Genomic DNA, 14,596 nt, shown 5'->3' with positions numbered 1-14,596 from the left:
CACGCCACCTCAGCCCCGGTCGAACTCGGCGTCGATGACGTCGTCGTCGCCACCGGAGGGCCGTCCCGAGGCGGACGTTGCGCCCTGGTCCGCGGTCTGTGCCGCCGCGGCGGAATGCGTGGCCAGTGCGGCGTAGATCTGCTGGAGTTCGGAGTTGAGGGCGCGGGAGCGCTCCACCGGCGCCTCCTCCTTGACAGCGGTACGCGACTCCTCGATGACCATTTCGGCGCGGGCGCGCTCGTGCTGCGGTGCGGCGTCACCGAGTTCTCCGAGCCGGCGCTCCACCTGGTATGCGGCAGCGTCGAGTTCGTTGCGCGCGTCGACGGCCTGGCGCAGCGCCTGGTCGGCGGTGCGGTGGCGCTCGGCCTCCTCGATCATCCGACCGACCTCGGCCTGGTCGAGGTTGGATCCCTCGCTGAGGGTGATCGACTGTTCGGCGCCGGTGTCCTTGTCCTTGGCGCCGACCTTGAGGATGCCGTTGGCGTCGATGTCGAAGGTGACTTCGATCTGGGTCTCCCCGCGGGGGGCGGGCCTGAGGTTCTCCAGCCTGAAGCGGCCCAGCACCCTGTTGTCGGCGGCCAGTTCACGTTCGCCCTGGAGCACCACAATGTCGACGGCGGGCTGGTTGTCCTCGGCCGTGGAGAAGACCTCGGACCGTCGGGCGGGGATGGTGGTGTTCCGCTCGATGATCTTCGTCATGACGCCGCCTGCGGTCTCCACGCCCAGCGAGAGCGGGGTGACGTCCAGCAGGAGGACGTCCTTGACCTCACCCTTGAGCACCCCGGCCTGAACGGCGGCGCCCAGCGCCACCACCTCGTCCGGATTGACGCTCATGTTGGGGTCCTTGCCGCCGGTCAGGCGCCGCACCAGAGCCTGTACGGCCGGGATACGCGTCGAGCCGCCGACCAGGATGACTTCGTCGATGTCGTTGTCGCTGATCTTCGCGTCGCCCATCGCCTGCTTGACCGGGGCCAGGCAGCGCTCCACCAGATCCGCAGTGATCTGTTCGAAGGTGGAACGGCGGACGGTCTCGGTGAGGTGTTTGGGCCCGGAGGAATCCGCCGTGACGAACGGCAGACTCACCTGGGTCTGGGTGACCGAACTCAGTTCGGTCTTCGCCTTCTCGGCCGCCTCGAACAGGCGCTGCAGGGCCTGCGGGTCCTTGCGCAGGTCGATGCCCTCGGTCTTCTGGAACGCGTCCGCCAGATAGTCCACCAGGCGGCGGTCGAAGTCGTCGCCGCCCAGATGGGAGTCGCCGGCCGTGGACCGTACCTCCACCACGCCGTCGCCGACGTCGAGGATGCTGACATCGAAGGTGCCACCGCCGAGGTCGAAGACCAGGACTGTCTCATGGCCCTTCTTGTCCAGACCGTAGGCCAGGGCCGCGGCGGTCGGCTCGTTGATGATCCGCAGAACCTCCAGCCCGGCGATCTTTCCCGCGTCCTTCGTGGCCTGTCGCTGAGCGTCGTTGAAGTAGGCGGGTACGGTGATGACGGCCTCTGTCACCCGCTCTCCGAGCGACTTCCCCGCGTCCTCGGCCAGCTTGCGCAGCACCTGCGCGCTGATCTCCTCCGGCGCATACTGCTTGCCGTTCACCTCGAAGCGCGCCACCCCGCCCGGTCCCTCGACCACATCGAAGGAGACCGCCTTGGCCTCCTCGGGGACCTCGCCGAAGCGACGGCCGATGAACCGCTTCGCGGAGGTGATGGTGCCCTTGGGATTGAGGATCGACTGCCGGCGTGCCAGCTGTCCGACCAGCCGCTCGCCGGTGTCGGTGAAGGCGACCACCGAGGGGGTGGTCCTGGCTCCCTCGGCATTCGGGATCACGGTGGGCTCACCGCCCTCCCAGACCGCGATGACCGAGTTGGTGGTGCCGAGGTCGATACCTACTGCCCTGGCCATGGGATTCTCCTCCGTCGCGGCACTGATCTGTCGCCGTGGCTGCCGGGATCGCCGTCCTGCTCGCCGCCACACATGGGGAAAGGGTGGCGCGGTGGCGCACGCGTTTCCCTGCCCCGGCAGGACCAATCCGGCCCTGCCGGCCCGTCCCGCGAGGTCAGGGCATGGGCAGGACCAGCTGAGGTGTCCCGGCGCCGGACGGCGTAGCGTGAAAAGCGGAGAGCTGCTGTGCCGAGACACGAATGGATCTCCGATGGATGCTGTCCGCTCCGGATCATCGACGGTGTGTGCGGTGCGCCCGATCCCGCAGCGCTGGGCCGGCCGGCACACGTTCCTCCGTCTGACCACGGCGATGTTCGACGCCACCGAGGAACGCGAGGTGGTGTGGGCGGCCATGGGGGCGATCGCCGTCACCGGGCCGTTCGCAGCAGAAGCGGCCTATGCGGCTCACCACGGCGTCGCCCGGCGGTGTCGCCCGTGCTCCGCGGCCGGCTCCGGCCATTCCCGGCCGGGCATCGTGGCGGTGAACGCCACGGCGGCCGAGCCCGCCGAGACGGACGACGACCCGACGGCCACCGACGGCGTCGACCGGTGGATCGGCGCGCTGGATGGCCGCAGCGGGCGCTGGGACGGCCAGGACGGCCACTGCCTGTGGGCCTTGGCACTGCGCCACCGTGGGCGGTGTCTCGGCTACCTCGTCGTTCGGATACTGGACACCCCCTCGGCCGAGGAGACCACCGACGCAGAGCTGCTCGCCCGGCAGGTCGCAGCCGCACTCGCGGGACTGAGCCGGCCGTGGGAGAGGCCCGTCCATACCGAGAGGGAACCGTGGCCGACGGCGGAGGAACCCGGACTGGGGGTCGATCTCGGCGCCACCGTATCCGCACTTTCGTACCAGAACGCCTTCCACCGAGCCCTCACCCGTGTCGGGGCCTCCGGCAAGGGTGAGCTGGGGATGCTCCAGGCCCTGCACGATCACACGGGGTTCTCCGCACTGACCGAGGATCCCTTCGGCAATCTGCGGGCGTGGGCAGGCCCCGGCCGCGGCGAACCACGCCCCGGATCGGCGAACCGGCCCCGGGACGAGCTGCTGCGGCAGGTGCGGCGCCGGCAGGGCGCGGTCCGCGACCGGGACTGCCTGGTCGTCCCCATCGAGGCGGCGGGCGACCTGCTCGGCCTGGTCGCCCTGGTGGACCCCGACCGCCGTGCGGGGAAACTGGACACCGCGGCTCTGGAGGAGACGGGCCTGGCCCTCGCTCCCGAGCTCTCCCACGAACGCGCTCTCGCCGAACTGGAGCCGAGGCTGCGCCACGACCTGGTCGAAAGACTGATCTCCGGTGAGGCGACCGACGGTGTGTTCGTCCATGCGGCCGCCCTCGGTCACGACCTGCACGGGCCGCACCGCATCGCCGTGCTGCAGTGGGACGGAGCGACGGAGGAGGTGACGCTGGGCGACGCCGTCGCGCGGGCGGCCGAACGCCTGGGACTGGATGTGCTCATCGGTGCCCGAGAAACCACCACGGTCGTCCTGGTGGCGGGTCCCGATCCCGGGGATGCCTTGTACCGAGCTGTCGCGCAGGATCTCGGCACGGCTGCCGGGGCCGTCGGCATCGGCAGCCGCTGCGAACTCTTCACCGAACTGCCGCACTCCTACGACGAGGCCGTCCGTGCTCTCACCGTACGGCGCAGATCTCCGGAACCGCACGGCAGCACCAGCTTCGAGGACATCGGCATCTGCCGCATGATGGGAACCGGGGACGGCGAACGGGAGACCGACCGCTTCGTCAGGGAATGGCTCGGAGCTCTTCTGGAGTACGACGCCCGACATCACACCGACATGGTCACCACGCTCTCGCACTACCTGGAGAGCGGCGGCAGCTACGACACCACAGCCGACGGTCTCCAGATCCACCGAAGCACCGTGCGCTACCGCCTCCGGCGCATTCGCGAGATCACCGACCACGATCTCAGCGATGTCGAGACCCGGCTCAACCTGCACGTTGCCACTCGCATCCGCAACGTTCTCGGCAGACCGGGAACGGCACGAACATCGTCGCGTCAGACATCACCTTGACTGCCCTCGGGCGCGAGGAGCACCACCCCGCCGTCACTTGGCTGCCCAACCCACGGGCAGCTCCGAGGCGACGACGATCACACCTCGGTACGATCGTCTGCCTATGGACGTGAACGCAGGAATCGAGTTGATCGCCCTTCCACCCGGGCGGGTGACGCTGTCGGACCGGCGAACGCAGCGGAGCTGGTCGATCGAGCTCGCGCCGTATCGGTTGGCGGCGTTCCCGATCACTCAGGCGCACTACGCGCAGGTCACCGGTCAGCGCCCGAGCAGCGTCCAAGGCGACCGGTTGCCCATCGAAGGCGTGTCCTGGTGGGACGCGGTCCGATTCTGCAACACCCTTTCCCAGCAAGAGGGGTTGGCAGCCGCCTATCACCTCCGCGCTGACGCCGAGGGCATCGAGTGGGACGCGTCTGCTGACGGGTACCGGCTGCCGACCGAGGCCGAGTGGGAACACGCATGTCGTGCCGGTACGACCGACGCACGGTACGGGCAGCTCGACGAGATCGCCTGGCACCGCGGCAACTCCCGCGAGCGGATTCACGACGTGGCCGGCAAGCAGCCCAACACGTGGGGTATATACGACATGTTGGGCAACGTGTGGGAGTGGTGCTGGGACATCTACGACGCCGAGGTCTACGGCAGCTATCGGGTACTGCGTGGCGGTGGATGGTTCGACGAGCACTGGAGCTGCCGGGCCTCGGTGCGGCGCCGCAGCCACCCGACCTTCCGGATCGACGACGTCGGATTCCGCATCGCGCGTTCCGTGCCGCGCTGACGTGCGTCGTGTGCGGCGACTGCTTCGCCCGCAGGGCCGGCAGAGTGGTGCATCGGCGCCGATCCATGGGGTAGTCCGCCTGCTGTGCCCGGCCGAGGACGGATCGTCCGGGCGTCCGGTGGCGCCCGGCCATGAGAGACGCTTCAGCGTCGGCTGCGGAAGGTGCGACGCAGGTCGGCGACCTCTCCGGCGCTTCCACCACGCCAGTCCGGCGCCGCGCAGGGCTGCCGCCCGGGCAGGGAGACCGGCGTACCCCCGGAAACCCGCAGGGGCAAGCGAGGGCCACTCGACCCGGCTTTGTGCGTCCTCCCGAACCCGGCAGACAGCTACCCCACAGGATGCTTCAATGACCCTCGTCGGGGCGGAACTTGAGCGGCAGGAGGCTGGCGCAGAGATGCGGAAGTCGTACGTAGCGGCACACGTCTACATGATTCTGGGAGTGATCTCCGGGCTGTTCTACCGGGAGTTCACCAAGGCCCACGATTTTCGGGGCGACACGCAACTGGCGGTCATGCACACCCACTTGCTCGCCCTGGGCATGCTGGGCTTCCTCATCGTCCTCGCCCTCGACAAGCAGTTCCAGCTGTCCGGGACGAAACTCTTCACCGCGTTCTTCTGGTTCTACAACGCGGGCATCGCGATCACGGTCATCATGATGGGCGTCCACGGCATCGAGACAGTGCTCGGCAAGCATGTCCCCGAGGCCGTGCCCGGAATCGCCGGCCTGGGCCACACCTTGCTCACGGTCGGGCTCATCCTGCTGTTCGTCCTGCTCGGCAAGCGCATCGACAAGCCCACCACGACAGGGACCACGGAGCCGGAGCCCGCGAAGACCTCGACCTGAACCGCCGAGGCCGGCAAACCCTGATCGCAGGAGCCGCGCAGGACCGCCCGGACGGGTCCCGGAGCCCCCAGGCCGATGAAAGCGGCAGAAAGCAGGCGTAGGCTGGCCGAAACGCCGGTACACCGCAAGGGGCGACGGAGGCGGCGCATGACCGACCCTTTCGGCTTCCTCAAAGTTCCCCGCCGGCCCGCCCCGGCACGCCCCGTCGATGAACGGCTGAGCGACTGGGACGAGGTCTACGCGGGCCCGCCACGTCTTCCGCTCGTCTCCGAGCAAGCGGGACGCTGCATGGACTGCGGCATACCGTTCTGCCACCACGGCTGCCCGCTGGGCAACCTCATCCCCGAGTGGAACGCCTACGCGGCACGGGCCGACTGGCGGGCCGCCGCCGAGCGATTGCACGCAACGAACAACTTCCCGGAGTTCACCGGGCGACTGTGCCCGGCGCCGTGCGAGGACGCGTGCGTGCTCACCATCAATGCCGATCCAGTGACGATCAAGAACGTCGAACAGGCGATCGCCGACCAGATCTGGGCGCGCGGGTACGCGCCACCGCAACCGCCCGAGCGGCTCAGCGGGAAGACCGTCGCCGTCATCGGCTCCGGTCCCGCCGGACTGGCGGCAGCGCAACAGCTCACCCGCATCGGTCACACCGTCGCCGTCTACGAACGGGCCGACCGCATCGGCGGGCTGCTGCGCTACGGGATCCCCGCGTTCAAGATGGAGAAGCACCACCTGAACTGCCGCATCGAGCAGATGCGGGCCGAGGGAACCAAGTTCCGCACCGGTGTGGACGTCGGCAGCGATCTGGACGCCACCGAACTCAGAAGACGCCACGACGCGGTGGTCGTCGCCGTAGGGGCCAGGGGACAGCGTGAGCTGCCCGTCCCCGGCCGGGAGCTGTACGGCATTCATCAGGCCATGGACTACCTGACCCTCGCCAACCGGGTCAGGGAGGGCGACTATGTCTCGCCTCCCGTCACCGCCGAGGGCAAGCACGTGGTGATCATCGGCGGCGGGGACACCGGCTCGGACTGTCTCGGCACCGCCCTGCGCCAGGGCGCGAGCTCCGTGGTGCAGCTGGACATCAATCCCGAGCCCGGCGAGACCCGGCGGGACACCGAGCCGTGGCCCACGTATCCGAAGGTCTATCGGATCTCCCATGCCCATGAGGAGGCCCGGGGGCGGAAGGGTGCGGATCCGAGAGTCTTCGCCTCCGCCACCCTCCGTTTCGACGGGGACAAGGCCGGCCATGTGCGCGGACTGCGCCTGGCGAAGGTGGAACCCGTGGCCAGAAGTCCGCTGCCGGACACCGAGCAACTGATCTCGGCAGATCTGGTCCTGCTCGCCCTCGGCTTCTACGGTCCCGAACGGGGCACCGGTCTCATGAAGCAGCTCGGGCTCACCCTGGACGACCGGGGGAACTTCGCCCGGGATGCCGCCTTCGCAGCCGAGATGGCCGAGCGGACCGAGCGGACGGCCCGCACCACGACGGACGGGGTCTTCATCGCCGGCGACGCGGGACGTGGCCAGTCCCTCGTGGTGTGGGCCATCGCGGAGGGCCGGTCCGCCGCGGCCGCGACGGACCGGTTCCTGAGTGGCTCCACGGTGCTGCCTGCCCCCATCACGCCAGGGAACCGGCCTCTGGCGGCGTGATCACCCCCGGCGTGGCCGTGCCGGTCGGGACGGAACGTGGCTCAGGACCGGCCGGAACGCCTCGATGCTCCGCCGACACGGCATGTCGCGTTCAGCCGGTCGTCGTACGCCGTCCGTCCGCTCCCCGGTGCCGGCCCCGCTACGAGCCGCGGCGCACCCGTGCGGCTTTGCGGGCCTCGGCCATCTTGCGGGCCTCGCCCCCGCGGCGGGACCCCCCACCGGCGCGCCCGGACTCACCCCGGGTTGTACCCATGCCACGGAACGGGGCGTGTCCGCCGGCGGGACGCGCCGCGGCAGGACCGCCGTCGAGAGGAAGGCCGGACGGAGCACGGGCACCGGTGATCCGGCTCAGTTCCGCCTCACCCGAGCGCACCTTGGTGATCTTCGGTGTTACGCCAGCGTCGGCCATCAGCCGGCTCATGTCGCGGCGCTGGTTCGAGAGGACCAGGGTGACGACGCTGCCGGATTCACCGGCACGGGCGGTGCGCCCGGCACGGTGCAGATAGTCCTTGTGGTCGCTGGGCGGATCGACGTTGACCACCAGGTCGAGGTCGTCCACGTGCAGGCCCCGGGCCGCGACATTGGTGGCCACCAATGCGGTGACCTGACCGTTCTTGAACTGTGCGAGGGTGCGCGTGCGCTGGGGCTGGGACTTGCCGCTGTGCAGCGCAGCGGCGCGTACACCGCTGGCCCGCAGGTGCGTGGTCAACTGGTCGACCGCGTGCTTGGTGTCCAGGAACAGGAGCACCCGTCCCTCCCGGGCCGCGATCTCGGTCGTGACGGCGTATCGGTCGGCGCCGTGGACGGTCAGAACATGGTGTTCCATCGTCGTGACCGCCCCTGCCGACGGGTCGACCGAGTGGACCACCGGGTCGTGGAGGTAGCGGCGGACCAGGAGGTCGACGTCGCGGTCCAAGGTGGCCGAGAACAGCATCCGCTGGCCGTCGGGGCGCACCTGGTCGAGCAGTTCGGTGACCTGGGGCAGAAAGCCCATGTCACACATCTGGTCGGCCTCGTCCAGGACGGTGATGCGCACCCGATCCAGGCGACAGTCCTTGCGCTCGATGAGGTCGTGCAGGCGTCCGGGCGTCGCAACAACGACCTCGGCCCCGGCCCGCAGTTCGCCGGCCTGCCTGCCGATCGAAATGCCGCCGACCACCGTGACCATCCGCAGCTTCAGCTCCCGGGCGTACGGCGTGAGCGCCTCGCCGACCTGCTGGGCCAGCTCCCGGGTCGGTACGAGGATCAGCCCGAGCGGCCGTTTCGGCTCCGCGCGCCGGCCTGCGAGCCGCGTGAGCAGCGCGAGACCGAAAGCCAGGGTCTTGCCCGACCCGGTGCGGCCCCGGCCCAGGACGTCCCGGCCCGCGAGGGAACTGGGCAGCGTGGCCGCCTGGATCGGGAACGGGTGGTTCACGCCGAGGCCGGTGAGTGTCTTCAGCAGGGCGCGCGGAAGATCCAGGTCGGCAAACGACGCGGCCGTCGGCAGGGCCGCGGTGATCGTCTCCGGCAGGGCGGACTCGTCCTGCGTGGTGTCCGTGCGAGCTGGGTGCTTCATGAGGAGCCTTCCTCGATGTGCGGCACGTATCGAGGAATTCCCGGCAGGCGGAGGCGCCGGCAAACCGCAAGAACGGGCGAATGAAGATGATGGAATCCGACCAACGGTAGCAGTCCGGGCCCACCAGGAGCGCGCCACCTCGATCAGCCGTCGGCGGACCGGCGCGGCGTGGGGAATGACGACGGATCCGGGCCGTTGCACCAGCCGGGCACACTCCGCGCGCCGCGGCCGCCCGCTCGACGCCGCACAGGGCCTCGGCGTGTGGCGTGCGGCGCGCCCGGGATGACTGCTCCGCCGGTCGTCGATGACGCTCCCACCGCCCGACGGGACAGGACCTAACGGGATACGCCGGTGCGCTGCTCCAGGGCGCGCAGGGCCTGCTCGGCCCATGTGATGTTCTCCCGCTCGAAGGCCCGGCCCCGCATGAGGGTGAGGTAGGGGCCGATCCGCTCGGCGTGAGCCAGGTAGTCCTGCTCCGTCCGCCCGTCGAGCAGGCGGTCCCGGAGCCGGTCGTAACGGCCGAGCTTCGCCCTCGCCCACTCCAGCCGCTCAGTGATGGCCGCGCGCACGGCGTCGGGGGCGCCTTCGTCCAGGGCGTGCACCTTGACCATCAGCTCGTCGCGGATGGCCGTGGGCCTGGGCAGCTCGGTGGTGAAGTCGCGCAGGGCCTGGCGTCCGGCCTCCGTCAGGGAGAACAGCCGCTTGTTGGGACGCCGCATTTGCTGGACGAGCCGGGCCTCGATCAGGCCGTCAGACTCCATGCGCTCGAGCTCCCGGTACAGCTGTTGTGGGGTCGCCATCCAGAAATTGGCCACCGAGGCGTCGAATCCCTTGGCCAGGTCGTACCCGGAGGCCTCGCCGTCCAGAAGTGCCGCGAGTACCGCATTGCGCAATGCCATGACGGCAGCCTAGCATCCGCACCTAATCAAGTATTTGCCTATGAGAGGTGGTCGGGATGCATCCCTTCCGCAAGGCGGTCGAGGCTGAGGACCACGCCGCGATCGAGGCTCTGCTGGCCGAGAACGTCGTGTTCACCAGCCCTGTGGCGTTCAAGCCGTACTCCGGGAAGGCGATCACCGCGTCAATCGTGCGTGGCGTCTCGCGAGTCTTCACCGACTTCCACTACGTACGGGAGATAGCGGGAGCCGACGGCCGCGACCACGCCCTCGTTTTCAAGGCGAAGGTTGGCGACCGGGAGATCAACGGCTGCGATTTCCTGCACGTCGACGAGGACGGCAAGATCGACGACTTGATGGTGATGGTTCGCCCCATATCAGCCGCGCAGGCACTGGCGGCGGCCATGGGCGCCGAGTTCGAGCGGATCACCCGGGAGGTGACGGAGGCCATGGGTGCCTGAAGGAGCGCGCTCATGCGCTCGCCGTCGGACTCCCGGTCCCGCTCCGGGGTACGGCTCGGCCCACGGTTCCGCGCCGATGCTCAGGTCGGCTCGGGGCAGCCGAAGAGGAGCCCGTAACCCGCGGGCAGCTGCAGCAGGATGCGACGGGTGAGCTCTTCGCCGGCTCCGTCCGCGACGACGCTCAGCACGGCGCCGATGTCCCACTTGGCGGTCTGTTCGGTAGCGCCCTCGATCCAGGACGCGGTGGCCCGTACGAATCGCTCCGAGGACAGCGGTTCGGTCGCCTGCAACGGGTTGAGCAGGATCAGGGCGTACGTTTCCGGTAGCCGGGCGGCGAGCTCGGACCGTTCCGCGCCCACCAGATGCGCGCCCAGCAGTGCCAGGACGACGCGGGCAGCACGTTCCGCCTCCAGCCTGGTGCTGTACTCGCCGCGTTCCTGGACCCGGTCGAGGAACGCTTCCCACCTCAGAGTCATCACAGCTGTCCCCTTCGCGAAGGGCGGGGGACGGGACGGGCGGAAGGAGGAAAGCTCCGCCCCGACATCCGCCGCCGAGTACAGGTGGGACCCTGCTCAGCCTTGATCTCCATGCGTGCCGCATCTCCGCCGGTGGTGATCTTGCAAGGCCTGGCGTGCTCGGCAATCGGGGTACGCAGGGTCAGCACACCCGCGTCGTAGTCGGCGTCGATGTGCCCGGTGTCGAGGGTGTCGGCGAGCACGATCCGGCGGGAGAACACACTGAGCGGACACTCGGACCGCTCCAACTGCGCATCCTCGGCCTCGGCCGCCGGCCGACGCTCGGTCTTGACCGTCAGCATGGTGCTCTCCCCATCGATGTCGAACACATACGGCGGGACACCGGGCAGATCGAACGCCACCACGTACTGCTCACCCTCACGATAAGTGTCCATCGGCATCGCCGAGGGCCGCAGCCAAGTGCCTGTACGGAGAAGTTGCTCGGTGAGCCGTCATTTCCGAGGAGGCGCCGTGCCCACAGCCGCCGAGGCCGACCCGCTCCGGGACCTGAATCCGGGCGCGGCTTCCTTCCTCGCCGCACAGCGGATCTGGAGGCCACGGCGCAGCGGTACGGGGCGGCGCCCGCACCGCCGACGAGGCGCCGCGGTTGCGGCACAGAGCCCGACCAGGCCACGGCCTCTCCTGCCGCCGCGCGAGGTCCGCGAACAGCTTGCGGGCGGGCCGCCCGCGTCAGCCGCCGGCGGGCGAGGTGCCCAGGCAGCCGGACAGGGCGTCCAGCAGCCGATCGACGTCCTCGGCGCTGCTGTAGGGGGCCAGGCCGACCCGGAGTCCGCCCTCGTCGCCCAGTCCGAGCCTGCGGGATGCCTCCAGCGCGTAGAACGAGCCTGCCGGGGCGTCGACGCCTCTCTCCGCCAGGTACCGCGAGGCGGCAGTGGCGCTTCGGTCCGCCAGGGTGAGCAGCAGGGTCGGCGTGCGGCGGGTGGCCCGGGAGTGCACGGTGACGCCGCCGAGGGCGGCCAGCCCTTGCTCGATACGGGCCCGGAGGGCGTCCTCGTGGGTCTCGATCGCCTCGAAGGCGGCGAGGATCCGTTCTCGGCGGGTGCCGTCGGTGCCGGGGGCCAGTCCGGCGAGGAAGTCCACCGCCGCACGGGCACCGGCGAGCAATTCGTAGGGCAGCGTGCCCAGTTCGAAGCGCTCGGGAACCGCGTCGGTGGAGGGCAGGAGCTTGTCCGGGCGCAGCGTCTCCAGCAGCTCGGGGCGGCTTGCCAGCACGCCGAGGTGCGGGCCGAGGAATTTGTACGGCGAGCAGACCAGGAAGTCCGCGCCGAGGCCGGGCAAATCGACAGCGGCGTGCGAGGCGTAGTGCACCGCGTCCACATGCAGCAGTGCTCCGGCCCGGTGTACGAGGTCGGCGACGGCCGGGATGTCGGGGCGGGTGCCGATCAGGTTGGACGCTGCGGTGACGGCGACCAAGCGGGTGCGCGCGGAGAGCACCTGGGCGATGTCATCGGTCGTCAACTCACCGGTGGCCGGGTCGAAGTCTGCCCAGCGGACGGCGGCGCCCACAGCCTCGGCCGCTTGGATCCAGGGGCGGATATTGGAGTCGTGGTCGAGCCGGCTGACGACCACCTCGTCTCCGGGGCCCCAGTTCTTGGCGAGGGTGCGCGACAGGTCGTAGGCGAGCTGGGTGGAGCTGCGGCCGAAGACGATGCCGCGCGGTTCGGCGCCCAGCAGGTCGGCCAGCGCGCGGCGGGCGCCGGTCACGACAGCCTCCGCGTTGCGCTCGCCCTCGGTGGTGAGACCCCGGTTGGCCAGCGGGTTGGCCAGCGTGTCCGCGATGGCGTCGATCACCGGTTGAGGAGTCTGGGTGCCGCCGGGGGCGTCGAAGCGGGCGGAACCCGACTTCAGGGCGGGGAACTGGGCGCGGACGGCGTCAACATCGAAGCTCATGCGTACTCCTGTAGGCGAGATGACGAGGTGAGCGCCACGGTAAGGGGTGCGGGAGCACGGCTGCCGGTGCGGGGAGCCCTGCTTGCCCGGGACCGCTGCGGCGAGGGGCCGAGGTACGGGTCGCTCCCTCTTCCACGTGTCTGCCGCCGGTCCTTCGGGATCCCGTGGCAACGCCTGGCAAGGATCAGTGGTGTCGAGCTGCAGGCCTGCACACAGGGGTACGGCGCATCGTGATCTGCTCAGACGGACGGCGCCGCGGACGGACCGGTCGGAGTGCTCCGCAGATGGTCGACGCCCGACCGCACCGCCCATACGAACACGATGAGCGCGACGGCGCCCACCGCGACGGAGTCGTAGGGCGCCGGCAAACGCCCGGAACCGCCGAAGGTGCCGAGCCGGGACAGGACGGTCAGCACGGCCAGAAAGCAGACCAGCCAGGCGCCCTGCCGCAGTTCATGACGCGGCAGAGGCCCCTCGGTTTCGCGCCGCTGCACCAGGAACAGCGGGACACCGACCAGGACGAACGGCAGCGCGAGCCGCAGGTCGCGCCAGCCCGACCAGAAGATGAACTCGCTGGCGACGATGAAACTGACCGGTGCGATCCAGCGCACCCCCGGCGCCTGGCCTTCCGTCCGGGGCACCCCCCGCTCCCGGTCGTGTGCCCGGAACACCGCCACGGCGACCGCCGAGGCCGCGTAGGTGAGCAGATACATGTCCCCCATGACGCTCACGATGTCCTGCCAGCCGCCGAACGGCAGCAGGAAGACGATGACGACCGCGAGGTTCAGGACCAGTGCCCGGTGCGCCATGCCGGAACGGACATCGATCCGCATGAAGAAGCGCGGAAGCAGGCCGTTCTTGGCCAGGGCATACGTATGCCGGGCGTCGATCGCCACCCCCACGTAGGCCGAACCACCCGGGGAGATCACCGCGTCGGCGTAGAGCAGCGTGGCAAGCCAGTGCAGATTGAGCACCAGGGCGAGCTGCCCGAACGGTGATTCGAAGTTGACGCCCTGCCAGCCGTGGGTCAGCAGGGATTCGGGCACCGTGAACAGGAAAGCGAGTTGGAGCGCGAGGTAGACCAGCACCGCGAGACCGATCCCGGTGAGTACGGCCGCCGGCACGTTACGACGCGGATTGCGAGCCTCACCCGAGAAGTCGAGCGGGGCCTGGAAGCCGTTGACGGAGTAGACGATGCCACCACCGGCGAGAGCGGTCAGGCATGCCGCGTAGCCGTACGGTGCGAAGCCGCCGTGGTCGGTGAGGCGACCGGAGTGCGTGCCCGACAGGAACAGTGCAATGACCGTGACGACGGGGACCGCGACTTTGAACACCGACACCAGGTTGTTCAGCCGCGCGAACATCCGCACAGCGAACCAGTTGAGCGCCGTCAGCAGAACGCTGAGCCCGACCGCCACACCGAAGCCGGAGACGCTCAGTCTGCCGCCGTTGTGGAGCCCCGGCAGGTAGTGCGCGGCGTACTGCATGATCGCGCTGATCTCCGCCGCGGTACCGCCGACCGAGAGCAGCACGGACCAGCCGATCACCGTGCCGACCAGTCGCCCGCTCGCGTACAGAGGCCAGCGTACGGTGCCGCCACCCTCGGGACGGGTGGCCCCGAGCTCCACCATGACCAGAGCCAGCAGGGCACACAGCGCACCCGCCGCGATCCAGGACAGCAGCGCGGCGGGGCCCGCCGTCTGGGCGGCGTACATGGCGGCGAACAGCCAGCCGGAGCCGAGGATGTTGGAGAACCCGATCGCGGTCAGGCCCCAGAATCCGAGATCTTTGCGGAGTCTGCGCTCCTCGGCCAGCACCGCCGGGGCGGCGAAGGACTCCGGTGGCGGGCTCTGCGGCACGTGGCACGCCTCCTTCGGCAGTCAGGATCACCAAGTCCCCATATGGGACACCTTACTGAATTGCCGTCAGATGGAAAAAATGGCACAAACCGCTTGATCATCATCCCTTAGGATGATGCTAGGATCGCCAAAGCTTGCCTGGCGGCAT

The 14,596-nt window shown here is 69.6% G+C and carries 11 protein-coding genes and 1 pseudogene; 5 read left to right on the top strand and 7 right to left on the bottom strand.

What is annotated here, in order from left to right; all coding sequences use genetic code 11:
- Positions 1-9 precede the first annotated feature (9 nt).
- Positions 10-1,902, bottom strand: coding sequence for a molecular chaperone DnaK (gene dnaK, locus ACNPQM_RS18625; protein WP_418084860.1), 1,893 nt, complete (start codon positions 1,900-1,902; stop codon positions 10-12).
- 250 nt (positions 1,903-2,152) lie between these two features.
- On the opposite strand from dnaK, the gene ACNPQM_RS18620 reads away from it, so the two are divergent.
- The 4 genes from ACNPQM_RS18620 (at position 2,153) to ACNPQM_RS18605 (ending at position 7,251) form a co-directional block, all read left to right on the top strand.
- Positions 2,153-3,973, top strand: a complete 1,821-nt coding sequence (locus ACNPQM_RS18620; RefSeq protein WP_418084859.1) for a PucR family transcriptional regulator — start codon at positions 2,153-2,155, stop codon at positions 3,971-3,973.
- Between the two features lie 103 nt (positions 3,974-4,076).
- Positions 4,077-4,751, top strand: coding sequence for a formylglycine-generating enzyme family protein (locus ACNPQM_RS18615; protein ID WP_358860983.1), 675 nt, complete (start codon positions 4,077-4,079; stop codon positions 4,749-4,751).
- A 346-nt stretch (positions 4,752-5,097) separates the two neighbouring features.
- On the top strand, positions 5,098-5,595 hold the full coding sequence (locus ACNPQM_RS18610; RefSeq protein ID WP_418084858.1) for a DUF2871 domain-containing protein: 498 nt from the start codon (positions 5,098-5,100) through the stop codon (positions 5,593-5,595).
- A 147-nt stretch (positions 5,596-5,742) separates the two neighbouring features.
- Positions 5,743-7,251 carry a glutamate synthase subunit beta gene (locus ACNPQM_RS18605; RefSeq protein WP_418084857.1) on the top strand — a complete coding sequence of 503 codons (1,509 nt, stop codon included), beginning with the start codon at positions 5,743-5,745 and terminating at the stop codon, positions 7,249-7,251.
- Positions 7,252-7,390: 139 nt separating this feature from the next.
- Here ACNPQM_RS18605 and ACNPQM_RS18600 read toward each other — a convergent pair whose 3' ends face one another.
- Together ACNPQM_RS18600 and ACNPQM_RS18595 are read right to left on the bottom strand one after the other, a co-directional pair.
- Positions 7,391-8,806 carry a DEAD/DEAH box helicase gene (locus ACNPQM_RS18600; RefSeq protein ID WP_418084856.1) on the bottom strand — a complete coding sequence of 472 codons (1,416 nt, stop codon included), beginning with the start codon at positions 8,804-8,806 and terminating at the stop codon, positions 7,391-7,393.
- 335 nt (positions 8,807-9,141) lie between these two features.
- Complete coding sequence (locus ACNPQM_RS18595) at positions 9,142-9,705, bottom strand: PadR family transcriptional regulator (protein ID WP_418084855.1); 564 nt, start codon at positions 9,703-9,705, stop codon at positions 9,142-9,144.
- Positions 9,706-9,761: 56 nt separating this feature from the next.
- Between ACNPQM_RS18595 and ACNPQM_RS18590 the strand changes: the two genes are divergently transcribed.
- Positions 9,762-10,163: a nuclear transport factor 2 family protein gene (locus ACNPQM_RS18590; RefSeq protein WP_418084854.1), complete on the top strand. Its 402-nt coding sequence runs from the start codon at positions 9,762-9,764 to the stop codon at positions 10,161-10,163.
- Positions 10,164-10,243: 80 nt separating this feature from the next.
- On the opposite strand, the gene ACNPQM_RS18585 is transcribed toward ACNPQM_RS18590, so the two are convergent.
- The 4 genes and pseudogenes from ACNPQM_RS18585 to ACNPQM_RS18570 form a co-directional block, all read right to left on the bottom strand.
- Positions 10,244-10,639 (bottom strand): DUF2267 domain-containing protein, encoded by a 396-nt coding sequence (locus ACNPQM_RS18585; protein ID WP_418084853.1) that lies wholly within the window; start codon positions 10,637-10,639, stop codon positions 10,244-10,246.
- Positions 10,640-10,743: 104 nt separating this feature from the next.
- Positions 10,744-11,130, bottom strand: a pseudogene (locus tag ACNPQM_RS18580) (Hsp20/alpha crystallin family protein); the annotation flags it as partial.
- A gap of 238 nt (positions 11,131-11,368) precedes the next feature.
- Positions 11,369-12,589: a cysteine desulfurase-like protein gene (locus ACNPQM_RS18575; protein ID WP_418084852.1), complete on the bottom strand. Its 1,221-nt coding sequence runs from the start codon at positions 12,587-12,589 to the stop codon at positions 11,369-11,371.
- A gap of 239 nt (positions 12,590-12,828) precedes the next feature.
- Complete coding sequence (locus ACNPQM_RS18570; RefSeq protein ID WP_418084851.1) at positions 12,829-14,448, bottom strand: APC family permease; 1,620 nt, start codon at positions 14,446-14,448, stop codon at positions 12,829-12,831.
- Positions 14,449-14,596 lie beyond the last annotated feature (148 nt).

The organism is Streptomyces sp. NPDC056231 (assembly GCF_048270745.1).
Taxonomy (GTDB): domain Bacteria; phylum Actinomycetota; class Actinomycetes; order Streptomycetales; family Streptomycetaceae; genus Streptomyces.
This window is presented reverse-complemented; position numbering and strand designations above follow the sequence as displayed.